The following is a 24,892-nucleotide window of genomic DNA, read 5'->3' on the forward strand; positions in this document are numbered from 1 at the left end:
AGGTTAGGTATGCGAACGACGGGCCGTCAATGGTGCGGCACGGGCGCAATACGATCGGCGCATGCCAGAGTCAGGGGGCGTCCGCGAAGTGAAGTCGGCCGCGCGCACGGTCGAGCTGCTGGAACTGCTCGCCGCGCGGGGCGACCGCCCGGCCCGGCTCCAGGAGCTGGCGGACGCACTGGAGGTGCCGCGCAGCTCGATGTACGCCCTGCTGCAGACCCTGGTCTCGCGCGGCTGGGTGCGCACGGACGTCACCGGGTCGCTGTACGGCATCGGCATCCACGCCCTGCTCACCGGTACGAGTTACCTGGACTCCGACCCCCGGGTGCGGCTGGTGCGCCCCTACCTCGACGAGGCGTCCGAGGCGCTCGGCGAGACCGTCCACCTCGGGCGTCTGGACGGGCGGGACGTGGCCTATCTCGCGACCCGCGAGTCGCACGAGTACCTGCGCACGATCAGCAGGGTGGGCCGCAGGCTCCCCGCGCACGTCGGCGCCCTCGGCAAGGCCCTGCTGGCCGAACGGCCGGACGAGGAGCTGCCCGAGGGCCCGTACGAGGCGCTCACCCCGCGCACCCGCACCACCCGGGACGCCCTCGCCGCCGACCTCGCCGGGACCCGCGCACGCGGCTACTCGATCGACCGCGAGGAGGGCGTCACCGGAATCGTCGGCTTCGGCTTCGCTCTGCGCTACGACACGCCTGCGCAGGACGCCATCAGCTGCTCGGTGCCGGTGGCCCGGCTGACACCCGGACGCGAGGAGCGGATCGTGGCCGTGATGCGGGAGATCCGGGCGAAGATCGAGTCGGCGGTGCCGACCGGCGGGGGCTCCGTGAGCTGGCGGTAGGCGCCGCTTCTACCCGCTCCCGACCGGCCCAAACCGCATGTGCCCCGGATCACACCGCCCGCCCTTCTTCGCGCCTGCCCCCGCTTGATACAAATTGCCCGCGCGTTCCTGTCCGTCGACGGTCGTCGCCCATCCCCCTTTCCGAGCCGCTCCTTTCGCATGCCCTGGGAACGCCCGTGTCCGCCCGCACCACCCTGCCCTGGCCCCTCGTCGCCCTGTTCACGGCCGGGTACCTCGCCCCCTACCTCCTCCCGACCACCGTCGGCCGCCTCGGCTCGGGCCTCGGTCTGACCGCCACGCAGGCGGGCGCCATCGGCAGCGCGCTGCTGCTGAGTTCCGCGACGGCCGGATTCACCCTCGCCTCCCGGGTCGACCGCGTCGGCGCCCGCCCCCTCGCCCGTCTCGGCCTCGCGCTGGCCGTCGTCGGCTACGGCGAGGCCGCGCTGACCCACTGGGTCCCGGCCGTCGTCGCGGGCGCCCTGGTCGGCGGCTTCGGCTCCGGTACGGCGACGGCGGTCGCCGCCACCGGTATCGCCGGCCGCCCCGACCCGCACCGCGTCACCACGTACGGCCTGCTCGGCGTCTCCGCGCTCGCGGGCGCCGTGTATCTGACGGTCCCGCGCCTCGGACCCGGCCACGGCCTGCCGCTCGCCGCGATCGCGCTCACCGCGCTGGCGGTGTGGCCGCTGACCGGCCGCCTCGGCACCGCGGGCACCGGCACCCGCACCCACCGGGAGGCGGGCCCCCTGCCCCATCGGCGCTCCGGGCTCGCCCTCGCCGCGGCCCTGATGTGCTGGTCGCTCGCACAGAACTCCCTGTGGGGCGTCAGCGGGCGGATCGGGATCGGCCAGGCCCACCTCAGCGAGGTCACGGTCGGCGCGGTGTTCGCGGTCGCGCTCGGCGCGGGTCTGCTCGGTGTGGTCGCCGCGAGCGCGCTCGGGCCGCGGATCGGCCTGGCGGTGCCGATCGGGGCCGGTACGGCGGTGATCGCCCTGTGCGTCGCGGTGAGCGCGTCGGCCCGGGACCTGGTGACCTTCGCGGCCGGGGAGATCGCCTGGAACGCCCTCTACCCGATCGTCCTGTCCTACGTCATCGGCCTCGCCGCCTCCCTGGACGGCCGGGGACGGTGGGCGGTGCTGGTGGGCTCGGCGTCCTCGCTCGGCACGGCGGCGGGACCGCTGACCGGCAGCGCGCTGTCGGCCGCCGCCGGGTTCCCGGTGATGGGAACGGTGCTGGCGGCGGGGCTGCTGGTGGTGGCCGTTCCGATGACCGCGGTGGCCGTGGGAGCGAAACGGCGGTCGCTGCCGGTGGTGGAGATCGCGGTGGACACGCCGGCCTACGAACCCGCCAGGGCCGCCTGAACCCCGCTCCTCACCGGCGCTTGGGCACCGGCACCCGCAGCAGGTCGTGCGCCACGGTCAGTTCGCCCTCGTAGCCGGCCGCCCGCGCCTGTCGCTCGAACTCGTCGGGCTCGGAGTAGCGCTGGCTGAAGTGCGTGAGCACCAGATGCCGTACGCCCGCCTCCCGCGCCACCCGGGCCGCCTGACCGGCGGTGAGGTGACCGTGGTCGACGGCGAGGTCGGTGTCCTCGTCGAGGAAGGTCGACTCGATGACCAGCAGATCGCAGCCCTCGGCCAGGGCGTGCACCCCGTCGCACAGCCGGGTGTCCATGACGAACGCGAACCGCTGCCCCCGGCGCACCTCGCTGACGTCGTCCAGCGTCACGCCCCCGAGGGAACCCTCGCGCTGGAGGCGGCCGACGTCCGGGCCCTTGATGCCGTGCGCGGCGAGCCGGTCCGGCAGCATCCGGCGGCCGTCGGGCTCCACCAGCCGGTAGCCGTAGGACTCCACGGGGTGGGAGAGCTTGCGCGCCTCCAGGGTGTACGACCCGGTCGTGGCGAGGACGCCGTCCCGGTCGACCGGCGCCTGCTGGATGTCGACGGTCTCCCGGTACGCGGTCGCGTACCGCAGCCGGTCGAAGAACCGCTGGCCGGACTTCGGGTAGTGCGCGGTGACCGGGTGCGGCACCTTGTCGAGGTTGATCCGCTGGACGACCCCGGCCAGGCCGAGCGAGTGGTCGCCGTGGAAGTGCGTGACGCAGATCCGGTTCAGGTCATGGGCGGCGACCCCGGCGCGCAGCATCTGCCGCTGGGTGCCCTCGCCGGGGTCGAAGAGGAAGCCCTCCCCGTCCCAGCGCAGCAGATAGCCGTTGTGGTTGCGGTGTCTGGTCGGCACCTGGCTGGCGGTGCCGAGGACCACGAGTTCGCGTACGGACATGGGTGCTTATCCGGGGGGCCATTCCAGGCCGCGGCCGCCGAGGACGTGGGCGTGCGCGTGGAAGACGGTCTGACCCGCGCCGGCGCCGGTGTTGAAGACGGTGCGGTGGGCGTCGAGCTTCTGCTCCTTCGCCACGGCCTCCGTCTCGCGCAGGACGTCGGCGGCCAGTTCCGGGGCACCGGCGGCCAGTTCGCCCGCGTTGGCGTAGTGCGCCTTGGGGATCACCAGGATGTGGACCGGGGCCTGGGGGTTGATGTCCTGGAAGGCGAGGGTGGTTTCGGTCTCCCGGACGATCGTCGCCGGGACCTGGCCTGCCGCGATCTTGCAGAACAGGCAGTCTTCCTGGGGCTCTCCTGGCATACGGGCTCCTCCGGAGGGGTGCGTGGTGCGCCTGACGGGTCGGGGGGCATCGTATCGTCGGCGGGTGGGGACGGTCCGTGGCCGGTCGCGCCCGCGCGGCAGAGCCGCACATCGACACCGCCCCGCACCCCTCAGCCGGGAATCGTCGGCGGGGTCTTCGCCGGACTGTCCTCCAGGGCCTGCAGCGCCCTGCTGATCGCCTCGTCCAACTGGGCGTCCCTGCCCGCCGCGTGGTCCTGCGGGCGCTGGACGACCTCCACGTCCGGGTCGACGCCGTGGTTCTCCACGCCCCAGCCCAGGCCCTCCAGCCAGATCGCGTACTTGGGCTGGGTGATGAGGGTGCCGTCGACCAGGCGGTAGCGGCTGTCGATGCCGATCACACCGCCCCAGGTGCGGGTGCCGACGACGGGGCCGATGCCGAGGGCGCGGAGGGCGGCGTTGACGATGTCGCCGTCGGAGCCGGAGAACTCGTCGGCGACGGCCACGACCGGGCCGCGCGGGGCGTCCAGCGGGTAGGCGTACGGCGGCAGGTCGCGCGGGACCACCCAGCCGACGATCCGCCGGGCCAGCTTCTCCACGACGAGCTGCGAGGTGTGGCCGCCGCGGTTCTCGCGGACGTCGACGATCAGGCCCTCGCGGGCCACCTCGACGCGCAGGTCGCGGTGGATCTGGGCCCAGCCCGGCGCCTGCATGTCGGGGATGTGGAGGTAGCCGAGGCGGCCTCCTGAGCGCTCGTGGACGTAGGCCCGCCGGCCGGCCACCCAGTCGTGGTAGCGCAGGGGTTCCTCGTCGGAGACCGGGACCACGACCGGGTACCGCAGCTCCCCGCCCCCGGCCGGGGACACCGTCAGTTCGACCGGCTTGCCCGCGGTGCCCACCAGGAGCGGTCCTGGCCCGGTCACCGGGTCGACCGGCACTCCGCCGACGGCGACGATCGCGTCGCCCGCCCGTACCGCGACGCCGGGTGCCGCGAGCGGGGCGCGGGCCTGGGGGTCGGAGGTCTCCGAGGGGAGGATCCGGTCGATGCGCCAGGTGCCGTCCTCGTGGCGGGAGATGTCGGCGCCGAGCAGTCCCTGGCGCCCGCCGGAGCCGCCGCGCGGGATGACGTAGGCGTGCGAGGTGCCCAGCTCGCCCTGGACCTCGTAGAGCAGGTCGACCAGGTCGTCGTAGGTGGCCACGCGGTCCAGCACGGGGCGGTAGCGGTCCAGGACGCCGGTCCAGTCGACGCCGCTCATGTCGGAGCGCCAGAAGTGGTCCCGCATGATGCGGCCGGTCTCCTCGAACATCTGCCGCCACTCGGCGGCCGGGTCGAGGGTCTGGCGGATCCGGCCGAGGTCGACGGTGATGTTGGAGTCGCTGTCGTCGTCGCCGGAGGCGCGCCGGTCGCTGGGCACGACCTTGAGCCGCCCGTCGGTCCACAGCAGCACCCGCTTGCCGTCCCCGCTGACCTCGAAGTGGTCGGCGTCGGCGGCCAGATGCTCCACGCGCCGCTGGACGAGGTCGTAGCGCTCCAGCTCGCTGCCGGGCTCCGGGTCGTCGGGGGTGGCGCGGGAGGCGCCGAGTTCGCCGGTGACCGGGTGGCGCAGCCAGAGCACGCCGTCCTTGGCGGCGCGCAGTCCGCTGTAGCGGGCCGCCTCGACCGGGAACGGCACGATGCGGTCGGCGAGGCCCTCGATGTCGATGCGGGTGGTGGGGGTGCCCTCGCTGTCGGGGGTCTCGTCCTTGTCGGGCGCGTCGAAGGAACGGCCGTGCCGCTGCGGGCCGAACGGCGAGGGCGTGGTCGCGGCCAGCGGGATCAGGTACGGGCGGGAACCGACGACGAAGGCCAGGTCGAAGACGTGCTCGTCGTAGACGGGGTCGAAGGAGCGGGCGGAGAGGAAGGCGAGGTGCTTGCCGTCCAGGGTGAACGCGGGCGCGTAGTCCTGGAAGCGCATCGGGGTGGCCTCGGTGACCGACAGGTCGGTGACGTTGGCGATGCGGAGCTGGCTGAGCGGTCGGGGGCCGGGGTGCGACCAGGCCAGCCAGGCGGAGTCGGGTGAGAAGACCAGGCCGGAGACGTCGCCGTCCTCGCTGCGGTCGACCTCGCGGACCTCGCCGGTCTCCCGTTCGACGAGCAGGACGCGCCCGTCGTGGGAGGCGACGGCGGCGCGGCTGCCGTCGGGGGCGACCGCGAGACCCAGGACGCGGCCGAGCTGTCCGGCGGCGAGGCGGCGCGGGGTGGCGCCCGGGGCGAGACCGGTGGCCGGGGCGAACTCCAGCGCGTCGTCGCCCTCGGCGTCGGTCACCCACACCACCCATTCCTCGCCGTCGACGCGGAAGGTGCGGGGCCTGCGGGCGCGGACGCCGGGTTCGGCGGACAGGGCGCGGGCGGGTCCGGAGCGGTGGGTGACCCAGTGGACGGCACCGCGCACCAGGACGGCGCTGCCGCGCGCGGTGTGGTCGGGGGCGGCGGAGCCGAACCAGTGGGCGGCGCTGACCGGGCGGGGCCGGCGGTCGGTGCGCTGGCCGCCGAGCCGGACGTCGAGGCGGCGCGGCTCGGCGCCGTCCAGATCGTCCAGCAGCCACAGTTCACCGGCCGAGGCGTACACGATCCGGGTGCCGTCACCGGCGGCGTGGCGGGCGTAGAAACCGTCGAGGGGGGTGTGGCGGCGCAGGTCGGAGCCGTCGGCGAGGGAGGAGTACAGGGCGCCGGTGCCCTCGTGGTCGCTGAGGAAGGCGATGCGCTCCCCGGCCCAGACGGGGTACTCGATGTTGCCGTCCAGCTCCTCGTGCAGCCGGACGAATTCGCCCTGCCCCTCCCGGTCGATCCACAGCTTTCCGGCCCGACCGCCGCGGTACCGCTTCCAGTACGCCGCCTCCAGGCTCATCACCGCCGACAGCAGCACGGTGTGCGGGCCGTACGCGACGTCCCCGACGATCCCGTACGGCAGGGTCGTGGCCGGTCCGCCGTCCAGCGGGACGGCGTGCGCCCAGGTGCGGTCGCGGCTGGCCTGGCCCCGGCTGCTGATGACCAGGACGTGCCCGTCGGGGGTCCAGCCGCGCACCCGGGTGCGGGTGCCCCAGTAGGTGAGCCGGGTGGCGGGGCCGCCGGACACCGGGGCGATGTGCACCTCGGAGGCGCCGTCGCGGGTGGAGGTCCAGGCGACGGTGGTGCCGTCGGGAGAGATCCGCGGCGCGGTGACCGGCATGTTGTCGGCGCTCACCCGCCAGGCCCGGCCGCCCTCCAAAGGGGCGAGCCAGACGTCGTCCTCTGCGGTGAAGGCGACCAACTCGCCGTGCAGATGCGGGAACCGGAGATACGCGGCAGGCTGAGTCACCTGATCACCCTACGCAGACATGTGACCCAGAGTAAGGGGTTTGCGATCACTTGCCCTCGGGCCAGCACTGCGGGTCCTCCTTGCACCACAGCGTCTTGGTGACGGTCACCGTGACCGTGGGCCGGGGTCCCTGTCCACCGCCGTTGCTGGGCGGCGGCGCGACCGGCGACGGCGTGCCCTCGCAGTTGCCGAGCCCGTCGACCTGGAACAGCGTCTTCCCGCCGACCTTCGCGGTGATGTGCCCGCGCACGCACTTGTTGTCGACGGCCCGGGTGACGACGCCCTCGACGGAGATGTCCCTGCCGTCCTTGGTCTTGCCGGAGCAGTCGACCTCAGCGACGGTCTCCTCCCCCGCGGCCGGCTTCGACCCGTCGCCTCTGTCCCCGTAGGAGGCCCTGCAGGTGAGCCACTGGACCCCGGCATCGCGGCGGTCCAGTTCCTCGGTCACCGTCTGGTCGGTGGTCCAGGCGACGGCCGCGGTGGTCATACCCCCGGCATCGCACGCGGTGACCCCGCCGACGGCCAGCACGACCAACCCCGCCGCACCCGCCACACGCGTCGCACGCGGCCGAACCCAAATCCGCCTCAATACCCCCACGGAGGGCAGCCTGCCACTGTCCGGCCCGCGGCGGTAGAGCGCATACGGTCAACAGCGCTCCCTCGCGTCACAATCGAGTGCTGCCCAACTCGCCCGCTACCGGAGCCCCATTGACGCCCCCTCGGATCCGCACCCGCCGTCTGCTGCCGTCCCCCCGCACCCCGGACGACACCCCGCCCCAGCCCGACCCGGCCTCCCCCGACCCGGCGGCGGGCCCTCCCGCGCCACCGCACCGGCGCCGGGTACGGATGCTCGTCGACGTCGTCGACCAGCAGGACGAAGTGGCGTACGTGACCGCGCTGTTCGAGGAGCGGGGATGGGCGGTACGCCCGGCGGAGGCGGCGGAGGCGGCGCCCACGGCCGCGCACCGGACCTCGCTGGTCGTCGAGGTCCGCCTGCACGGCGCCCGTCTCGGCGCCCTGCGCACGGCGACCGTGGAAGTGGAACGTCTCATCAAGCAGGCCGAGTTGGGCGCGTGGGTGCGGGACGCGGCACTGGTCGAGTACAAGCGTCCGGCCCGGACGACGTACTACGTCCACCGCGCCCGCCCGACGCTGGGCCGCTGGTGGATCCGCCTGGGCGGGGCGGACGAACAGCGCGCGGTGACCGTCCCGGCGGGCCCGGACTCCCGGCAGGCGGCGGAGGCCGAGCTGACGGCGCGTGACCTGGGCGGTCGCGCCTACGACCCGGCCGAGCACGCGCTGCGGGTACCGGGCCACTCGGACGCCGACCCGCCGCGCGACGAGACGCCGCACGAGCGGCGGGTGCGGCGGGCGTGGTTCGCGCTGGGCACGGCGGGGCTGATCAACGCACTCGTCTGCGGGATGTGCGTGGTGTGGGCGGACGGGGCGTGGAAGCTGCTGCCGGTGCTGCTCAGTCCGGCGGGGGCGCTGGGGGTGGGCCGGACGGCGAAGGAGACGCGGGCGCAGAGTACGGCGGCGCAGTGGGCCGCGGGGGCTGCGGCCACCACGTCGACGTTGGCCTTCGGGACGCTGATGGGCGTCAACTACAAGCCCTTGCAACTGCTGGCGGTCCTGTCGCTGGCCGCCGTTGCGGTATTCATCGGCGCCGGGGTGTTCCTCGCGCTGCGGCGGACCTTCCTCACCCGGCACGCGGGCTGGCTGGTACCGCTGTCGGTGCCGGTGCTGTGGTCGGTGGTGAACTGGCTGGGCGGGCAGATGCACGCCGAGTACCTGGACCGCTTCGACATCCGCGCGGACGCGGTGCCCACGTCCACCCTCGGCCGCTACTCGGCGGCGGCAGAGCCCATAGGACTCGCGCTGATCAGCGTCTTGTTTGTGGTGGCGGTCGCCGGCTGGCTGCGCCACTTCCATCTGGGCCGGGACCGCGGCAACCGGCTTATGGCGGTGGTCCTGGCCACGCTCCTCGCGGTGGCCTTCGCCCTGACCGCCATCGGCATCGGCACCAGCAACGCGGCGAGCGCGGCGGGCCGGGCCGCGGAGGCTGTCGCCCGCCAGGGCACCCGCCCACCGGACTACTACGGCGTCTACGCCCACTTCGTCTGCGTACGCCCCGTGGACCCGGACAAGCCCCTCGCCGTCGACAACGGCCCCGCCCCCACCGACCACCCGGTGCTCTCCTTCGGCACCTCGGGCGACTGGATCTGGCTCTGGGACCCCGAGCGCCACAACGGCACCGTGCAGGAGTCCTTCGCGGTCCGACGGGAGGACGTACAGCTCCTCCCGGCCAAGGACCCGAAGAACAGGCGCTGTTAGCTCCAGCGCCCCGTACGCCCGAGCAACAGCGCCGCGGCGGCCGTACCCGCGGTGGAGGTGCGCAGGACCGTCGGACCGAGGACGTACGGGCGGGCGCCCGCCTCCGCGAAGAGGGCCAACTCCTCCGGGGAGACGCCGCCTTCGGGGCCGACGACCAGCACGATCTCCCCGTCGGCGGGGAGTTCGGCGGTGGCCAGCGGCTCGGTGCCGCTCTCGTGCAGGACGGCGGCGAAGTCGGCCTTGGCCAGGAGGGCGGCGACCTGCTTGGACGACGCCGCGTCCGTGACCTCGGGGAAGCGGACCCGACGGGACTGCTTGCCCGCCTCGCGCGCGGTGGCCCGCCACTTGCCGAGCGCCTTCAGGCCGCGGTCGCCCTTCCACTGGGTGATGCAGCGGGACGCCGTCCACGGCACGATCGTGTCGACGCCGACCTCGGTCATCGTCTCGACGGCCACCTCACCGCGGTCGCCCTTGGGCAGGGCCTGTACGACGGTGATCCGGGGTGTCGGCTCGGGCTCCTCGGAGACCGAGTCCAGTTGGACGACCAGCCGGTCCTTGCCCTCGGCCGCCAGCACCACGCACTCCGCCCAGCGCCCGGCGCCGTCGGTGAGGACGACGTCCTCGCCGGGCCGCAGCCGCTTCACGGAGACCGCGTGCCGCCCTTCGGGGCCCTCCAGGACGTACTGTCCTGCGCTCCCCGCGTCGAAGTGCTCGACGACGAACACCGGAGCCGTCATCGCAGCGCACCGCCTTCCCGTCCCTCGGACAACGCTGTCCTGGCGGCGGCGAGTTCGGCCGCCAGCACCTCCACCAGCTGACCCGCCGTCAGCTCCCGCGCCATGCGGTGGCCCTGCCCCGCCCACAGCGCCATGCCCTGCGCGTCGCCCGCCTTGGCCGCCGCCTTGCGCAGTGGCGCGGTGAGGTGGTGGACCTCCGGGTAGGCGGCGGGGGCGTACGGGCCGTGCTCGCGCATGAACCGGTTGACGAGGCCGCGCGCCGGGCGCCCGGAGAAGGCCCGGGTCAGTTCCGTACGGGTGAACAGGGGGTTGGTCAGGGCCTGCTTGTGCACGGCGCTCGCACCGGACTCGGCGGTGGCGAGGAACGCGGTGCCGAGCTGGGCGGCGCTGGCGCCTGCGGCGAGCACGGCGGCGATCTGGCTGCCGCGCATGATGCCCCCGGCGGCGACGATCGGAATACCGACGGTCTCCCGGACCTGCGCGACGAGCGAGAGCAGCCCGATCCCGCTCCCGTCGGTCTCGGGATTGTCCCGGTGGGTCCCCTGGTGCCCGCCGGCTTCCACGCCCTGCGCGATCACGGCATCGGCCCCGGCCCGCTCCACGGCCAGCGCCTCCTCGGCCGTCGTGGCGGTGACCAGCGTGAAGGTCCCGGCCCGGCGGAGAGACTCGAACACCTCGGGTTTCGGCACGCCGAAGTGGAAGGAGACCACCGGCACCGGGTTGTCCAGGAGCACGGCGAGCTTGGCGTCGTAGCCGTCGTCCCGGCCGCTGTCCCGGTCCCCCAGCTCGGTCTCGTACCAGCCCGCCTCACCGGCCAGCTGATGCGCGTACATGTCCACGGCGGCCGAGACAGGGGGCGCGGCGGCAGCCGCTCCAGTGGAGCCGGTGCTTGCACCGGGGTACTCCGGCTGCGGCATGAACAGGTTCACGCCGAAGGGGCACCCGGTGAGTCCCCGCAGCTGCTTGATCTCCTGGTACATGCCGTCGGCGGTCTTGTACCCGGCGGCCAGGAACCCCAGCCCGCCGGCCTCGGACACGGCGGCGGCGAGCGCCGGCACGGACACGCCGCCCGCCATGGGGGCCTGCACGATCGGAAGGGGAAAAAGATCGGTCAGCGCGGAGGACATGACGGCATGTTGTCACGTCCCCCGAACAGTTCCGAATCGGCCCTTCCCAGAGGCATAGGCCACTGGAGAAGGGACCGCTCCGCACCCCTCAGCGGCCGTTGAAGGCGTCCTTCAGCCGCGAGAACAAGCCCTGCTGACCCGGCTGGAACTGCCCCTGCGGCCGCTCCTCGCCCCGCAGCTTCGCCAGCTCCCGCAGCAGCCGCTCCTGCTCGGGATCGAGCTTGGTGGGCGTCTGCACCTCCACGTGGACGATCAGATCGCCCCGCCCGCCGCCACGCAGGTGCGTGACACCGCGCCCGTGCAGCGGGATCGACTGGCCGGACTGCGTACCGGGCCGGATGTCGACCTCCTCCATCCCGTCCAGCGTCTCCAGCGGCACCTTGGTGCCGAGCGAGGCCGCGGTCATCGGAATGGTCACCGTGCAGTGCAGATCGTCCCCGCGCCGCTGGAAGGTCGCGTGCGGCAGCTCGTGGATCTCGACGTACAGGTCACCGGCGGGACCGCCACCGGGCCCGACCTCACCCTCGCCCGCGAGCTGGATCCGCGTGCCGTTGTCGACACCGGCCGGGATCTTCACGGTGAGGGTCCGGCGGGAGCGCACCCGGCCGTCGCCCGCGCACTCGGGGCACGGGGTGGGCACCACGGTGCCGAAGCCCTGGCACTGCGGACACGGCCGCGAGGTCATGACCTGGCCCAGGAAGGACCGCGTCACCTGCGACACCTCACCGCGGCCGCGGCACATGTCACAGGTCTGCGCGGACGTCCCCGGCGCGGCCCCCTCGCCGTTGCAGGTGTTGCAGACGACGGCCGTGTCGACCTGGATGTCCTTCGTCGTGCCGAAGGCCGCCTCGTCGAGGTCGACCTCCAGCCGGATCATGGCGTCCTGGCCGCGCCGGGTCCGCGAGCGCGGCCCGCGCTGCGACGCCGTACCGAAGAACGCGTCCATGATGTCCGAGAAGTTCCCGAAGCCACCCGCGCCGAAGCCGCCCGCGCCGGCGCCGCCGGACTGCGAGAGCGGGTCGCCGCCGAGGTCGTAGACCTGCTTCTTCTGCGGGTCCGACAGCACCTCGTAAGCGGCGTTGATCTCCTTGAACCGCTCCTGGGTCTTCGGGTCGGGGTTGACGTCCGGGTGCAGCTCGCGCGCGAGCCTGCGGAACGCCTTCTTGATCTCATCCTGCGACGCGTCGCGGCGCACGCCGAGAACGGCGTAATAGTCCGTGGCCACCTACGACTCCGCCAGGATCTGTCCGACGTACCGTGCCACTGCGCGTACCGCTCCCATCGTTCCCGGGTAATCCATGCGGGTCGGTCCGACCACGCCGAGCTTGGCGACTGCCTCGCCGCCCGAACCGTAGCCGACCGACACCACCGAGGTGGAGTTGAGCCCCTCATGGGCGTTCTCATGACCGATACGGACGGTCATACCCGGATCCTTCGCCTCACCAAGGAGTTTGAGGAGCACGACCTGCTCCTCAAGGGCCTCCAGGACGGGCCGGATCGTGAGGGGAAAGTCATGTCCGAAGCGGGTGAGATTGGCGGTGCCGCCGATCATCAGCCGCTCCTCGTTCTCCTCGACCAGTGTCTCCAGCAGGGTGGAGAGTACGGCCGAGACCGTGCCGCGGTCCTCCTTGTCGAAGCCCTCGGGGAGGTCCTCGACGAGTGTCGGCACATCGGTGAAGCGCCGGCCGGCGACCCGGCTGTTCAGCCGCGCCCGCAGATCGGCCAGGGACGTCTCGCCGAACGGTGCCGGGCAGTCGACCATCCGCTGCTCGACCCGTCCGGTGTCCGTGATCAGTACGAGCATCACGCGCGCGGGAGCGAGCGAGAGCAACTCGACATGGCGCACGGTGGAACGGGTCAGCGACGGGTACTGCACGACCGCGACCTGCCGGGTGAGCTGGGCGAGCAGCCGCACCGTACGGGCCACGACGTCGTCCAGGTCGACGGCGCCCTCCAGGAAGTTCTGGATGGCCCGCCGCTCGGGGGCGGTCATCGGCTTGACGCCGGCCAGCTTGTCGACGAAGAGCCGGTAGCCCTTGTCGGTCGGGATCCGGCCCGCGCTGGTGTGCGGCTGGGCGATGTACCCCTCCTCCTCCAGCGCCGCCATGTCGTTGCGGACGGTCGCCGGGGAGACGCCGAGGTTGTGCCGCTCGGTCAGGGCCTTCGACCCGACCGGCTCCTCGGTGCCCACGTAGTCCTGGACGATGGCGCGCAGCACTTGGAGTCTGCGTTCACTCAGCATCCGCGCACACCTCCAGAAGTTCGCCCCCGGTCCCCGGGGCGCCTCGCTTGGCACTCTGTGCTTCCGAGTGCCAACTCCGACCAAGCCAGTGTACGGCGGCGGGGTACGCCCCCGGCAAGGCCGGTCCTGTGACGCTAGCGTCGCCGTATGACGGTGACTTGGGAAGACCTCGGGTGGGAGCAGGTCGCGACGGGGGTGGGCCGGGTCCGGCTGCCGGGCTGGGACTGCACGGTGGGGCTGGTCCTCGGCGAGGGTACGGCGCTGATGGTCGACGCGGGGTCGAGCCCGGCCGAGGGGGCGCGGCTCAGGCTGGCGGCGGAGGAGCTGGCCGGTCACCGTGTGACCCATCTCGCGCTGACCCATCCGCACTTCGACCATGTCTTCGGGGCGGCGGCGTTCGCGGGGGCGGAGGTGTACGGCGCGGTCGGCGTCGACGCGGTGTACGGGCCGCACGGCCGGGCGGAGCTGCGGGCGGACGCGGTACGGCACGGGCTGGACGCGCGCGTGGCCGACGAGGCGGTGGAGGTGCTGGTGCCGCCCAAGCACCATGTCTTTGGCGAGTGGACCCTGGACCTCGGCCCCGGCCGCCAGGTGCTGCTGGCGAACGTCGGCCCCGGGCACACCGCCCACGACCTGGTGGTCCTGGTGCCGGGCAGCCCGGAGGTGGTGTTCTGCGGCGACCTGGTGGAGGAGTCGGGCGAGCCGCAGGCGGGCCCGGACGCGGTGCCGTCGCGCTGGCCGGACGCCCTGGACCGGCTGCTGTCCCTCGGCGGGCCGGACGCGCTGTACGTGCCCGGTCACGGAGCGGTGGTGGACGCGGCGTTCGTACGGGCGCAGCGGGACGCGCTGGCGGCGCGTTTCGGCGTGTCGTAGGACCCGCGGCGCCGGTTCTCCTATCGTCATCCGAATGCGCCAGTACTCCGCCGATCTGACCCCGCCCTGGAAGAAGCCGAAGCCCGTCCCCGAGGTCGCCGCGGAGCCGGGACTGGTGGTGGAGGAGCCCGGCACCGGGTTCTGCGGGGCGGTGATCCGCTGCGAGGCGGGCACGGTGACGCTGGAGGACCGCTTCGGCAAGCACCGGGTGTTCCCGCTGGAGCCGCGCGGGTTCCTGCTGGAGGGGCGGGTCGTGACCCTCGTACGACCGTCGTCCGCCGCCCCCGTACGCCCCAGCCGCACCGCCTCCGGCTCGGTGGCCGTCCCCGGCGCCCGCGCCCGTGTGGCCCGCGCCGGGCGCATCTATGTCGAGGGCCGCCACGACGCCGAGCTGGTGGAGAAGGTGTGGGGCGACGACCTGCGCATCGAGGGCGTGGTCGTGGAGTACCTGGAGGGCGTGGACGACCTGCCGTCGATCGTGGCGGACTTCGCGCCGGGCCCGGACGCGCGGCTCGGGGTCCTGGTGGACCATCTCGTCCCCGGCACGAAGGAATGGCGGATCGCCCAGTCCGTGACCAGTGAGCACGCCCTGGTGGTGGGCCACCCGTACATCGACATCTGGGAGGCGGTGAAGCCGTCGTCCCTGGGGATCGCGGGCTGGCCGAAAGTCCCCCATGGGCAGGACTGGAAGACGGGGGTGTGCCGGGCGCTGGGGTGGCCGTCGGAGAACACCGGGGCGGTGTGGCAGGCGATCCTGAAGCGGGTGAACTCCTACAAGGACCTGGAGCCGGAGCTGCTGGGGCGGGTGGAGGAGCTGATCGACTTCGTCACGGTGCAGCCCTGAGGGGCGGCAGAGTCCCGAACCCGCTGGTGTCGAGCTCGATGCCGATAATGGGCAGCGGCACCGGGTCGCCGAACTTGCGGGTCCGCTTCGACTGGTAGTCCGCTGACAAACCTGTACCGGTCGGCTCTGTCAGCACCAGGCACTGGGCCTCGAAGGGGTCGATGATCAGGTAGACCGCGACACGTCCAGCAGCGTAGATCGAGCGCTTCTCGACATAGTCCCGGTGGACACTGGTCTTGGAGACGACCTCTACCAACATCGTCACAGCCGGTCCGGGGACGAGGCGTCCCGGGCTGTCATCGGCGCCGATCTCCATCACCACGAGATCCGGCTGAGGCTCGCTGTCTTCAGCGGGGAAGGCCACGTCCTGAGTCTGCAGCCGCTCCCATCGATCGGCCGGGATCTGGTCCTGGACGGACTGAACGATGCGGTTGTGGACCTTGTCGGGCCCGGCCATCATCACGATTTCCCCCCGGATGAGCTCAGCCTTGAAGCCCTCCGGAACCTCAAGGTTCTCGAAGGCTGTGTGCACCCGGCGATCATCCACAGCGGTCATCTCCGTGGCCCTCCGCTTCCTGTCGCCGCACTCACGGCGACAGCTTACGAACCAGGTTAGGGACCGAACCGAGGTCCCGCACCGATTCGCTCGCCCGAGTGATCAGTCCACCAGATCCCTCACCACCGCGTCCGCCAGCAGCCGCCCCCGCAACGTCAGCACGGCCCGCCCCTCCGCGTACGGCCCGTCCTCCAGCAGCCCCTCCCCCAGCGCCCTGCGGGAGGCCGCAAGCCCCGTCTCCCGCAGCAGCTCCAGCGGCACCCCCTCCCGCAGCCGCAGCTCCAGCAGGATCCGCTCCACGCGCCGGTCCTCCTCCGACAGCAGCTCGCGCCCCGCCCCCGGCGACCGTCCCGCCGCCAGCGCCGCCGCGTACGCGCCCGGATGCTTCACGTTCCACCAGCGCACCCCGCCCACGTGGCTGTGCGCCCCCGGCCCCGCGCCCCACCAGTCGGCGCCCCGCCAGTACAGCTCGTTGTGCAGGCAGCGGGCGGACTCGGAGGTGGCCCAGTTGGAGACCTCGTACCAGTCGAATCCGGCCTCGGACAGGACCGACTCGGCGATGAGGTAGCGGTCGGCGTGGACGTCGTCGTCGGTCATCGGGACCTCGCCGCGGCGGATGCGGCGGGCGAGCTGGGTGCCCTCCTCGACGATCAGGGCGTAGGCGCTGATGTGGTCGGGCCCGGCGCCGAGCGCGGCCTGAAGGGAGGCCCGCCAGTCGTCGTCGGACTCGCCGGGGGTGCCGTAGATCAGGTCCAGGTTGACGTGCTCGAAGCCCGCCGCGCGGGCCTCGGCGACGCAGGCCTCGGGGCGGCCGGGCGTGTGGGTGCGGTCCAGGACCTTCAGGACGTGCTGCCGGGCGCTCTGCATGCCGAAGGAGACCCGGTTGAAGCCGCCCTCGCGCAGCCGGGCGAGGTAGGCCGGGTCCACCGACTCGGGGTTGGCCTCGGTGGTGATCTCGGCGTCGGCGGCGAGCCCGAACTCGTCCCGGATCGCGGCGAGCATCCGTACCAGGTCGTCGGCGGCGAGCAGGGTCGGCGTACCGCCGCCGACGAACACCGTGCGCACCTCGCGCGGGTCCTCGCCCAGCACCTTCCGTGCCAGCCGGATCTCGTCGACCAGGGTGTCGGCGTAGTTGTCGCGGGACGCCAGCACTCCGCCCGTGCCGCGCAGCTCGGTCGCGGTGTAGGTGTTGAAGTCGCAGTACCCGCAGCGGGTCGCGCAGTACGGGACGTGCAGGTAGAAGCCGAGGGGCCGGTCGGCGGCGCCGGCGAGGGCGAAGCCGGGCAGCGAGCCGTCGTCGGGGACGGGCTCACCGTCGGGGAGTGCGGAAGGCATGTCCCCCATTGTCCAGTACGCCGGGTGCTAGTCCGCCTGGAGCACCAGCAGCGCCAGATCGTCCTCCGGGGTCGGACCCCCGAACTCGTGCACCAGGCGGCGGATGCGTTCCGCGATGGACTGGGCGCTCAGGCCCGCGCAACCGGCCAGGGCGGTGGCGAGGCCGTCGCCGTCGTCGAACTGGCGGGAGCCGCTGCGGCGCTCGGTGACGCCGTCGGTGACGCACAGCAGGCTGTCGCCGGGGAGCAGCTCGAAGGTCTCGCTGGTGTATGTGGCGTCCTCGACGACGCCGAGCAGGGTCTGCGGCTGCGCGGCGGTGCGGACGGTGCCGTCGGGGCCGAGTAACAGGGGCAGCGGGTGTCCGGCGGAGGCTAGGGTGCAGCGCACCCCGCCGTCGAAGGGGGCCAGCTCGCCGTAGAGCAGGGACAGGAACCGCGTCTGGGGGCCGTCGCCGGGCGCGGCGGGGCCGACCAGCGCGCGGGCGCCGGCGTCGGCGGCCTCGGTGGCGTCGTCGAGGAGGAGCTGGTTGAGCCGGTCCAGGACGTCGGCGACCCGGTACCCCTCGCGGGCCAGCAGCCGCAGCCAGGGCCGGGCGAGGCCGATCACGACCGCCGCCTCAGGGCCCTTGCCCTGCACGTCGCCGACCGCGAAGCACCAGCGGCCGTCCCCCGCCGGGAACAGGTCGTAGAAGTCGCCGCTGGGGCCGCCCTTGTCGCAGGGCTCGTAGACCAGGGCGCTGCTCACGCCCGGTATCTCGGCGACCGCGCCGGGCAGCAGTCCGCGCTGGAGGACGGCGCTGATGGTGGCCTGGCGGGCGTACTGCCGGGCCGCGCCGATGGCGAGCGCGACCCGGCGGCCGAGGTCCTCCACGAGCCCGGTGACCTCGTCGGGGAACCCCGCCGGACCCGCGCGCCCGGTCACCAGGGTGCCGAGCGGACGGCCGCCCGCGATCAGCCGGTACGACAGCGCCGTGCCGACGGCCTCGCCGGGGCCCAGCGCCGCGCCGGGCCAGGGGTGGGGTTCGGGCCCGGAGCGCAGGTCTCCGGGCGGGCGCGGGGGGTCCTTCTCCAGGACCCGGCGCAGTTCCTCGATGCGGGTCTCGCTGCCGTGCCAGACCCGGGCCAGCCGGGGCCCGGTGCCCGCGGCGCCGGGCAGCGGCCAGCCGCGTCCGGTGACCTCGTCCTCCAGCCACACCGCGCACCAGTCGGCGAGCCGCGGCACCAGCAGCTGGCCGGTGAGCGCGGCGACCAGGTTCTCGTCGAGCTGTCCGGCGAGCAGGCCGGAGGCCTCGGCGAGGAAGGAGAGGGCGCCGCGGTTGAGCCAGTCCTGGTCGCGTTCGGAGCGGTGCGGTCCGGGGCCGGGCAGCGCGGAGAGGCGGGGGCCGGTGAGCGGTCCGAAGTCCTCGGGGTCCTCCTCGGCGGGCAGCCGGGCCCAGACCGTCTTCACTCCGGTGCGGTAGGTGACGCCCCAGGACTCGGCGAGCCGGGCGACCAGGTTCAGGCCGCGGCCGTACTCCGGGGTGTCGTGCGCCGGTTCGGCCGCGCCGTCGCGCGGGGCGCGCGCGGGGTGGCGGTCGGAGACCTCGATGACGACGGCGCCGGTCGCCTCCTCGGCCCGGCACACCAGCTCGATGTCGGTCCCGGCGTGCACGACGGCGTTGGTGACGAGTTCGCTGACGACCAGGACGGCGTCCTCGACGAGGCGCGGGGTGTGGTGCTCGGTGCCGGGCCCGAGTTCGGCCCACTCGGCGAGGGCGCCGCGTACGAGGGCGCGGGCGGAACCCGGCGCGAGGGAGCTTCCGGGCAGGCTCGCGTGACTCCATGCGCGGGGGAGCACGGAGGCGCCGGAGGGGGCGTGCGCATCAGAGGCAAGGGAAGCGGTCTCCCGTTGCGTCGGAATGGCACTCATGGACAGCTCCCCGAACGGTTCGTGCGAATACACCTCAGTTGACGCGGACAGAGTGACAGACTGACCACGCCCATAAGCACCGAGTTACCGAATCGGGCCGCCATGAGTGAGAACAGTGGTACACGCGTGCTCGAAGACGGACAGATTCGAGCATCGGATCTGCGCCCCCTGCTCGCCGCGATGACCTCGCGCGCGACGGGGACTTCCGCAGGGTCTCCGATCCGGGCACCGGTCTGGTCGCGGAACTGGTCGCCGCCTACCACCAGATCATGGACCGCAGTACGCACTTCAACTCCGAGGTGCAACGGGTGAAGCGGGAGTTGGTGCGGCACGGCCGCCTCGACGAACGGCTGGCGGCGAGCCCGGGGCCGGGCGCCTGGACGGCCCGGGTCGACGACGTGAACCAGCTGCTCGACGCCATCGTCGCCCCGGCGGCGAACGCGACCCGGGTGCTGGACGCGGTGGCGGGCGGCGATCTGACCCAGCGGGTCGATCTGCACGACGGCTCCCGCCAGTTACGCGGCGACCTGCGGCGCCTCGGCCGTGCCGTGAACAAGATGGTGGACCAGCTGTCGCTGTTCACCGGCGAGGTGACGCGGGTCGCGCGGGAGGTCGGCACCGAGGGGCGGCTCGGCGGGCGCGCCAAGGTGCGGGGTCTGTCGGGCAGTTGGCGGGATGTGACCGAGGCGGTCAACACCATGGCGGCCCGGCTGACGGCGCAGGTGCGGGACATCGCCCTGGTGACCACGGCGGTGGCGCGCGGCGATCCGACCCGTACGGTCACCGTGGAGGCGACGGGCGAGCTGCTGGAGCTGAAGCTCACCGTGAACACCATGGTGGAGCAGCTCTCGGCGTTCGCCGACGAGGTGACGCGGGTGGCCCGCGAGGTCGGCACCGAGGGGCAGTTGGGCGGCCGGGCGCAGGTGCGCGGGGTGTCCGGGGTCTGGAAGGACCTGACCGACAACGTCAACTTCATGGCGTCGAACCTGACGTCCCAGGTCCGCAATATCGCGCAGGTGACCACGGCGGTGGCCAACGGTGACCTGTCGCAGAAGATCACCGTCGACGCCCAGGGCGAGATCCTGGAGCTGAAGTCGACCATCAACACCATGGTCGACCAGCTCTCCGCCTTCGCCGACGAGGTCACCCGCGTCGCCCGCGAAGTCGGCACCGAGGGAAACCTCGGCGGTCAGGCGCAGGTACGGGGCGTCTCCGGGGTCTGGAAGGACCTCACCGACAACGTCAACTTCATGGCCCTGAACCTGACTTCTCAGGTCCGCAACATCGCCCAGGTCACCACCGCCGTCGCCAACGGCGACCTCTCCAAGAAGATCACCGTGGACGCGCGCGGGGAGATCCTGGAACTGAAGACGGCCATCAACACCATGGTCGACACGCTCTCCTCCTTCTCCTCCGAGGTCACCCGCGTCGCCCGCGAGGTCGGCTCCGAGGGCCAGCTGGGCGGCCAGGCCCGGGTGGAGGGCGTCTACGGCACCTGGAAGCGGCTGACGACCAACGTGAACGAACTGGCGTCGAACCTGACCACCCAGGTCCGCGCGATCGCCGAGGTCGCCTCGGCCGTGGCCCAGGGCGACATGTCCCGCTCGATCACGGTGGAGGCGCGCGGCGAGGTCGCCGAGCTGAAGGACAACATCAACCTGATGGTGTCCAACCTGCGCGAGACGACCCGCGCCAAGGACTGGCTGGAGTCCAACCTCGCCCGCCTCGCCGCCCTGATGCAGGGCCACCGGGACCTGATGGAGGTCGCCGACCTGATCCTGCGCGAGCTGACCCCGCTGGTGAACGCCCAGTACGGCGCCTTCTTCCTGGCCGACCCGGAGGGGGACGGCGCCCTGCACACCGCCGAGCCCGCCAAGGGCCTGGCCTTCATCGCCGGATACGGCGCCGCGGAGGGCGCCACCGTGGAGACCGGCGGACTGCCCGTGCACGGGCTGGTGCGGCAGGCGGCGCGGGAGAAGACCCGGATCCTCGTCGAGGGGGCCCCGCCGGACTACATCAAGATCAACAGCGGGCTGGGCGAGGCCGCCCCGACCACCATCGTCATCATCCCGATCATCTTCGAGGACAAGCTGCTCGGCGTGATCGAGCTGGCCTCCTTCTCCCGCTTCTCCGACGTCCATCTGGCGTTCTTCGACCAGTTCGTGAACACCATCGGCGTCGCGATCAACACCATCATCGCCAACTCCCGCACCGAGTCCCTGCTCGGCGAGTCCCAGCGGCTTGGCCCGCCAGCTCCAGGAACGCTCCGACGAACTGCAGAAGCAGCAGGCGGAGTTGCAGCGCTCCAACGCCGAACTGGAGGAGAAGGCGGCCCTGCTGGCCACCAGCTCCCAGTACAAGTCGGAGTTCCTGGCGAACATGTCGCACGAGCTGCGCACCCCGCTGAACTCCCTGCTGATCCTCGCCCGGCTGCTGTCGGACAACCCGGACGGCCATCTCTCCGGCCAGGAGGTCCAGTTCGCCACGACGATCCACCGCTCGGGCTCGGACCTGCTCCAGCTGATCAACGACATCCTGGACCTGTCCAAGATCGAGGCCGGCCGGATGGACGTACGCCCCAAGCGCCTGCCGCTGATCAAACTGCTCGACTACGTCCACGCCACCTTCCGCCCCCTCACCCACGACCGGGGGCTCGCCTTCGAGGTATCGGTCGGCGAGGACGTACCGCGCGAGAGGTACTCCGACGAGCAGCGGCTCCAGCAGATCCTGCGCAATCTGCTCTCCAACGCCATCAAGTTCACCGCGTCGGGCCGGGTCGAACTGAGCGTCGGCCGGATCGCGGACCCCGATCGGGAGGGCGGTGAGGTGATCGCCTTCGCGGTCTCCGACACCGGGATCGGCATCGCGCCGGAGAAGCTCGCGGTGATCTTCGAGGCGTTCCAGCAGGCCGACGCCACCACCAACCGCAAGTACGGCGGCACGGGGCTCGGTCTGTCCATCAGCCGGGAGATCGCGGGGCTGCTGGGCGGCCGTATCGTCGCCGCGAGTGAACCGGGGAAGGGCTCCACCTTCACGCTGTACGTGCCGGTCGTCAGCCCCGGCCACCCGGTGCCCGAGGACCGGGGCGCCGTACCGCTGCCGGAGCAGATGCCGCCGGTGCCGGAGCCCGACGAGGCCTGGCCCGCGCCGACCGGGCTGGAGGAGTGGCAGTCCGGGCGGGCCGGGCGGGTGCTGTCCGGGCGGCGGGTGCTGATCGTGGACGACGACATCCGCAACGTCTTCGCGCTGACCCATGTGCTCGGCCGGGTCGGCATGCCCGTGCTGTACGCGGAGAACGGCCGTGAGGGCATCGAGACCCTGGAGCGCAACCCGGACGTCGAACTCGTCCTGATGGACATCATGATGCCGGAGATGGACGGCTACGAGACCATCGCGGCGATCCGCCGCACCCCGCGCTGGGTCGGCCTGCCGATCATCGCGCTGACCGCGAAGGCGATGCCCGGCGACCGGGAGAAGTCCATCGCGCGCGGCGCCAACGACTACGTACCCAAACCGGTGGACGTGGACCGGCTGCTCACCGCCGTCTGCGCGCTGCTGGACCCGGAGGAAGCGGACGAGGCCCCATCATGAACGCCACAGACGCCCACGACAGCCGCGCCGGGATCCTGCTCGTCGACGACATGGAGGACAACCTCATCGCCCTGGAGGCGGTGCTCGCCTCACTCAACCGGCCGCTGGTGCGCGCCCGTTCCGGCGAGGAGGCGATGAAGGCCCTGTTGCGCCGCCGCTTCGCCCTGGTCCTCATGGACATCCGGATGCCCGGCATGGACGGCTTCGAGACGGCGGCGAACATCAAACGCCTGGACCAGACGAAGGACGTCCCGATCATCTTCCTCACCGGCGCGGACGACGACGCGGGCTTCGCCTTCCGCGGCTACGCCACCGGTGCCGCGGACTACGTCACCAAGCCCTTCGACCCCTGGGTGCTCAGGGCGAAGGTGCGGGTGTTCCTGGACCTGCACAGCAAACAGCTCCAGTTGGAGGCGCTGAGAGCCGAGGTCCGGGAGCTCAGGGCGCTGGTGGAGGCGTCGGGGGAACCCGCGCGACCGGCCACGACGACCGGCTAGCCGCGCGGATCCCCCGACAGCCCGCTACGCCTCGCGCGTGCCCGCGTACATCTCCTCCAGCAGGTGCGCGTACTCCCGCTCCACGACCGGCCGCTTCAGCTTCAGGCTGGGCGTGATCTCGCCGTGCTCCACGTCGAGGTCGCGCGGCAGGAGGCGGAACTTCTTGATGGTCTGCCAGCGCTGCAGGCCCTCGTTGAGCCGCTTCACATAGCCCTCGACCATCGCGACGGTCTCCGGCGCGGCCACGACCTCCGCGTACGACTTCCCGCCGAGCCCGTTCTCCTCGGCCCAGCCCATGAGCGCGGCCTCGTCCAGCGCGATGAGCGCGGTGCAGAAGTTCCGGTCGGCGCCGTGCACCAGGATGTTGGAGACGAAGGGGCACACCGCCTTGAAGGAGCCCTCGATCTCGGTCGGCGCGATGTACTTGCCGCCGGAGGTCTTGAACAGGTCCTTCTTGCGGTCGGTGATCCGCAGGTAGCCGTCGGGCGACAGCTCGCCGATGTCACCGGTGTGGAACCAGCCGTCCGGCTCCAGCACCTCGGCGGTCTTCTCGGGCAGCCCGTGGTAGCCCTCCATGATGCCGGGGCCGCGCAGCAGGATCTCGCCGTCGTCGGCGATCCGGACCTCGCAGCCGGGCAGCGGCTTGCCGACGGTGCCGGTGCGGTAGGCCTCGCCCGGGTTCACGAAGGACGCGGCGGAGGACTCGGTGAGGCCGTAGCCCTCCAGGATGTGGATGCCGGCGCCGGAGAAGAAGAAGCCGATCTCCGGGGCGAGCGCGACCGAGCCGGAGACACAGGCGCGCAGCCGGCCGCCGAAGGCCTCGCGCAGCTTGGAATAGACGAGCGCGTCGGCGATCTTGTGCTTGGCGCCGAGCCCGAAGGGCACCGAGGCGGTGCCGGTGCGCCGGAAGTTGTCCTGGCTGACCTTGGCGTACTCACGGGCCACCCCGGCGGCCCACTGGAAGATCTTGTACTTGGCCCCGCCGCCCGCGCGGGCCTTGGCGGCGACGCCGTTGTAGACCTTCTCGAAGATGCGCGGCACGGCCGCCATGTAGGTCGGCTGGACGACCGGCAGGTTCTCGATGATCTTGTCGACGCGGCCGTCGACGGCGGTGACATGGCCGACCTCGATCTGGCCGGAGGTGAGCACCTTGCCGAAGACGTGGGCGAGCGGCAGCCACAGGTACTGCACGTCCTCGGGGCCGACCAGGCCGGTCGCGGGGATGGCCTTGGCCATGTAGGCCCAGTTGTCGTGCGGCAGGCGCACGCCCTTGGGGCGGCCGGTGGTGCCGGAGGTGTAGATGAGCGTGGCGAGCTGGTCCTTGGTGATGGCCTCGACCCGCTTGCGGATCAGCTCACCCTCCTTCTCCAGCCGGGCGGCGCCGCGCTTCTGCAGCTCGTCCAGGGTGAGGATCCAGTCGGCGGTCTCCACATCGGTGGGGTCGATCACCACGACATGGGTGAGGGCGGGCAGCTCACCGCGCTTCTCGACGGCCTTGGCCAGCTGGGCGGCGTCCTCGGCGATCAGCACCCGGCTCTCGGAGTCGGAGAGGATGAACGCCGACTCGTCCGCGTTGGTCTGCGGGTAGATGGTGGTGGTGGCCGCGCCCGCGCACATGATGCCGAGGTCGGCGAGGATCCACTCGATCCGGGTCGAGGAGGCGAGGGCCACCCGCTGCTCGGGCTGCACGCCCAGTTCGATCAGACCGGCGGCGATCGCGTAGACCCGCTCGGCGGCCTGGCTCCAGGTCAGCGACTTCCACTCGTCCGGTCCCTCACCGGCTGGGTTCGGCACCGGGTACCGGTACGCCTCCGCGTCCGGCGTGGCGGCCACGCGCTCCAGGAAGAGGGCCGCCACGCTCGGCGGACGGTTCTCGATCAAGGTCTGTGCGTCGCTCACGACATCCTCCGGGGCCCGCGACATTGCGGCTGGCTCAGGCTGCGGCTGGTTCACACTCGCGCGCTTGTTTAACTCGCGAGTAACTATCGAGCAGGGATCAGAGTAAGGCTCGACCGGCCGAAGGGTAAGAGCCCGCGCCCTGTCACTTCCT

At 72.4% G+C, this 24,892-nt stretch carries 18 protein-coding genes and 1 pseudogene; 7 read left to right on the top strand and 12 right to left on the bottom strand.

Annotation, left to right across the window (positions count from 1 at the left end; translation table 11 throughout):
• Window positions 1–61 precede the first annotated feature (61 nt).
• Together ACZ7L7_RS03650 and ACZ7L7_RS03655 are read left to right on the top strand one after the other, a co-directional pair.
• Entirely contained in the window at window positions 62–844 is a 783-nt protein-coding gene (locus tag ACZ7L7_RS03650) for an IclR family transcriptional regulator (protein ID WP_471429349.1), read from the top strand.
• A 176-nt stretch (window positions 845–1,020) separates the two neighbouring features.
• A complete protein-coding gene (locus ACZ7L7_RS03655; protein ID WP_472074632.1) occupies window positions 1,021–2,205 on the top strand; it encodes an MFS transporter in 1,185 nt (394 codons plus the stop codon).
• Window positions 2,206–2,215: 10 nt separating this feature from the next.
• On the opposite strand, the gene ACZ7L7_RS03660 is transcribed toward ACZ7L7_RS03655, so the two are convergent.
• The 4 genes from ACZ7L7_RS03660 to ACZ7L7_RS03675 form a co-directional block, all read right to left on the bottom strand.
• Window positions 2,216–3,121: a ribonuclease Z gene (locus tag ACZ7L7_RS03660; RefSeq protein ID WP_453600197.1), complete on the bottom strand. Its 906-nt coding sequence runs from the start codon at window positions 3,119–3,121 to the stop codon at window positions 2,216–2,218.
• 6 nt (window positions 3,122–3,127) lie between these two features.
• The gene (locus ACZ7L7_RS03665; RefSeq protein ID WP_093718138.1) at window positions 3,128–3,481 is read right to left on the bottom strand and encodes a histidine triad nucleotide-binding protein; all 354 of its coding nucleotides are present in this window, start codon (window positions 3,479–3,481) and stop codon (window positions 3,128–3,130) included.
• 131 nt (window positions 3,482–3,612) lie between these two features.
• Window positions 3,613–6,798: a S41 family peptidase gene (locus ACZ7L7_RS03670; RefSeq protein ID WP_472074634.1), complete on the bottom strand. Its 3,186-nt coding sequence runs from the start codon at window positions 6,796–6,798 to the stop codon at window positions 3,613–3,615.
• Window positions 6,799–6,844: 46 nt separating this feature from the next.
• Complete coding sequence (locus tag ACZ7L7_RS03675) at window positions 6,845–7,285, bottom strand: hypothetical protein (protein ID WP_471591998.1); 441 nt, start codon at window positions 7,283–7,285, stop codon at window positions 6,845–6,847.
• Window positions 7,286–7,506: 221 nt separating this feature from the next.
• Between ACZ7L7_RS03675 and ACZ7L7_RS03680 the strand changes: the two genes are divergently transcribed.
• Window positions 7,507–9,132 (top strand): hypothetical protein, encoded by a 1,626-nt coding sequence (locus tag ACZ7L7_RS03680; RefSeq protein ID WP_453600188.1) that lies wholly within the window; start codon window positions 7,507–7,509, stop codon window positions 9,130–9,132.
• On the opposite strand, the gene ACZ7L7_RS03685 is transcribed toward ACZ7L7_RS03680, so the two are convergent.
• From ACZ7L7_RS03685 to hrcA, 4 genes are all read right to left on the bottom strand, one after another.
• The gene (locus ACZ7L7_RS03685) at window positions 9,129–9,869 is read right to left on the bottom strand and encodes a 16S rRNA (uracil(1498)-N(3))-methyltransferase (RefSeq protein WP_453600185.1); all 741 of its coding nucleotides are present in this window, start codon (window positions 9,867–9,869) and stop codon (window positions 9,129–9,131) included. The genes ACZ7L7_RS03680 and ACZ7L7_RS03685 overlap by 4 nt on opposite strands.
• Window positions 9,866–10,996 carry a nitronate monooxygenase gene (locus ACZ7L7_RS03690; protein ID WP_472074637.1) on the bottom strand — a complete coding sequence of 377 codons (1,131 nt, stop codon included), beginning with the start codon at window positions 10,994–10,996 and terminating at the stop codon, window positions 9,866–9,868. Before ACZ7L7_RS03690 ends, ACZ7L7_RS03685 begins: the two co-directional genes overlap by 4 nt.
• A gap of 88 nt (window positions 10,997–11,084) precedes the next feature.
• Complete coding sequence (gene dnaJ / locus ACZ7L7_RS03695; RefSeq protein ID WP_453600179.1) at window positions 11,085–12,221, bottom strand: molecular chaperone DnaJ; 1,137 nt, start codon at window positions 12,219–12,221, stop codon at window positions 11,085–11,087.
• The gene (gene hrcA, locus ACZ7L7_RS03700) at window positions 12,222–13,238 is read right to left on the bottom strand and encodes a heat-inducible transcriptional repressor HrcA (protein WP_093718129.1); all 1,017 of its coding nucleotides are present in this window, start codon (window positions 13,236–13,238) and stop codon (window positions 12,222–12,224) included.
• A 147-nt stretch (window positions 13,239–13,385) separates the two neighbouring features.
• Between hrcA and ACZ7L7_RS03705 the strand changes: the two genes are divergently transcribed.
• Window positions 13,386–14,111, top strand: coding sequence for an MBL fold metallo-hydrolase (locus tag ACZ7L7_RS03705; RefSeq protein WP_453600175.1), 726 nt, complete (start codon window positions 13,386–13,388; stop codon window positions 14,109–14,111).
• A 34-nt stretch (window positions 14,112–14,145) separates the two neighbouring features.
• Complete coding sequence (locus tag ACZ7L7_RS03710) at window positions 14,146–14,955, top strand: DUF3097 domain-containing protein (protein ID WP_261718360.1); 810 nt, start codon at window positions 14,146–14,148, stop codon at window positions 14,953–14,955.
• Here ACZ7L7_RS03710 and ACZ7L7_RS03715 read toward each other — a convergent pair.
• The 3 genes from ACZ7L7_RS03715 to ACZ7L7_RS03725 all read right to left on the bottom strand — a co-directional run bounded on the left by ACZ7L7_RS03715 (window position 14,939) and on the right by ACZ7L7_RS03725 (window position 18,754).
• A complete protein-coding gene (locus ACZ7L7_RS03715) occupies window positions 14,939–15,511 on the bottom strand; it encodes a Uma2 family endonuclease (RefSeq protein ID WP_093718126.1) in 573 nt (190 codons plus the stop codon). The two genes, ACZ7L7_RS03710 and ACZ7L7_RS03715, sit on opposite strands and share 17 nt — an antisense overlap.
• A 102-nt stretch (window positions 15,512–15,613) precedes the next feature.
• Window positions 15,614–16,846 (bottom strand): radical SAM family heme chaperone HemW, encoded by a 1,233-nt coding sequence (gene hemW / locus ACZ7L7_RS03720; protein ID WP_285511149.1) that lies wholly within the window; start codon window positions 16,844–16,846, stop codon window positions 15,614–15,616.
• A gap of 27 nt (window positions 16,847–16,873) precedes the next feature.
• The gene (locus ACZ7L7_RS03725) at window positions 16,874–18,754 is read right to left on the bottom strand and encodes an ATP-binding SpoIIE family protein phosphatase (RefSeq protein WP_285511148.1); all 1,881 of its coding nucleotides are present in this window, start codon (window positions 18,752–18,754) and stop codon (window positions 16,874–16,876) included.
• A gap of 102 nt (window positions 18,755–18,856) precedes the next feature.
• On the opposite strand from ACZ7L7_RS03725, the pseudogene ACZ7L7_RS03730 reads away from it, so the two are divergent.
• Window positions 18,857–22,345 (top strand): annotated as a pseudogene (locus tag ACZ7L7_RS03730) (HAMP domain-containing protein).
• Window positions 22,342–22,842, top strand: coding sequence for a response regulator (locus ACZ7L7_RS03735; protein ID WP_285511147.1), 501 nt, complete (start codon window positions 22,342–22,344; stop codon window positions 22,840–22,842). Before ACZ7L7_RS03730 ends, ACZ7L7_RS03735 begins: the two are co-directional and overlap by 4 nt.
• 24 nt (window positions 22,843–22,866) lie before the next feature.
• Here ACZ7L7_RS03735 and ACZ7L7_RS03740 read toward each other — a convergent pair whose 3' ends face one another.
• Window positions 22,867–24,741, bottom strand: coding sequence for an AMP-dependent synthetase/ligase (locus tag ACZ7L7_RS03740; RefSeq protein ID WP_285511146.1), 1,875 nt, complete (start codon window positions 24,739–24,741; stop codon window positions 22,867–22,869).
• Window positions 24,742–24,892 lie beyond the last annotated feature (151 nt).

This window comes from Streptomyces sp. NPDC110618 (assembly GCF_055657065.1).

Excerpts from the sequence above, each read along its gene's own strand:
- ACZ7L7_RS03725 (WP_285511148.1), bottom strand. The coding sequence starts at position 18,754 with ATGAGTGCCATTCCGACGCAACGGGAGACCGCTTCCCTTGCCTCTGAT.
- ACZ7L7_RS03675 (WP_471591998.1), bottom strand. The coding sequence starts at position 7,285 with ATGACCACCGCGGCCGTCGCCTGGACCACCGACCAGACGGTGACCGAG.
- ACZ7L7_RS03735 (WP_285511147.1), top strand. The coding sequence starts at position 22,342 with ATGAACGCCACAGACGCCCACGACAGCCGCGCCGGGATCCTGCTCGTC.
- ACZ7L7_RS03685 (WP_453600185.1), bottom strand. The coding sequence starts at position 9,869 with ATGACGGCTCCGGTGTTCGTCGTCGAGCACTTCGACGCGGGGAGCGCA.
- ACZ7L7_RS03705 (WP_453600175.1), top strand. The coding sequence starts at position 13,386 with ATGACGGTGACTTGGGAAGACCTCGGGTGGGAGCAGGTCGCGACGGGG.
- ACZ7L7_RS03660 (WP_453600197.1), bottom strand. The coding sequence starts at position 3,121 with ATGTCCGTACGCGAACTCGTGGTCCTCGGCACCGCCAGCCAGGTGCCG.
- ACZ7L7_RS03665 (WP_093718138.1), bottom strand. The coding sequence starts at position 3,481 with ATGCCAGGAGAGCCCCAGGAAGACTGCCTGTTCTGCAAGATCGCGGCA.
- ACZ7L7_RS03690 (WP_472074637.1), bottom strand. The coding sequence starts at position 10,996 with ATGTCCTCCGCGCTGACCGATCTTTTTCCCCTTCCGATCGTGCAGGCC.
- ACZ7L7_RS03650 (WP_471429349.1), top strand. The coding sequence starts at position 62 with ATGCCAGAGTCAGGGGGCGTCCGCGAAGTGAAGTCGGCCGCGCGCACG.
- hemW (WP_285511149.1), bottom strand. The coding sequence starts at position 16,846 with ATGCCTTCCGCACTCCCCGACGGTGAGCCCGTCCCCGACGACGGCTCG.
- ACZ7L7_RS03715 (WP_093718126.1), bottom strand. The coding sequence starts at position 15,511 with ATGACCGCTGTGGATGATCGCCGGGTGCACACAGCCTTCGAGAACCTT.
- hrcA (WP_093718129.1), bottom strand. The coding sequence starts at position 13,238 with ATGCTGAGTGAACGCAGACTCCAAGTGCTGCGCGCCATCGTCCAGGAC.
- ACZ7L7_RS03710 (WP_261718360.1), top strand. The coding sequence starts at position 14,146 with ATGCGCCAGTACTCCGCCGATCTGACCCCGCCCTGGAAGAAGCCGAAG.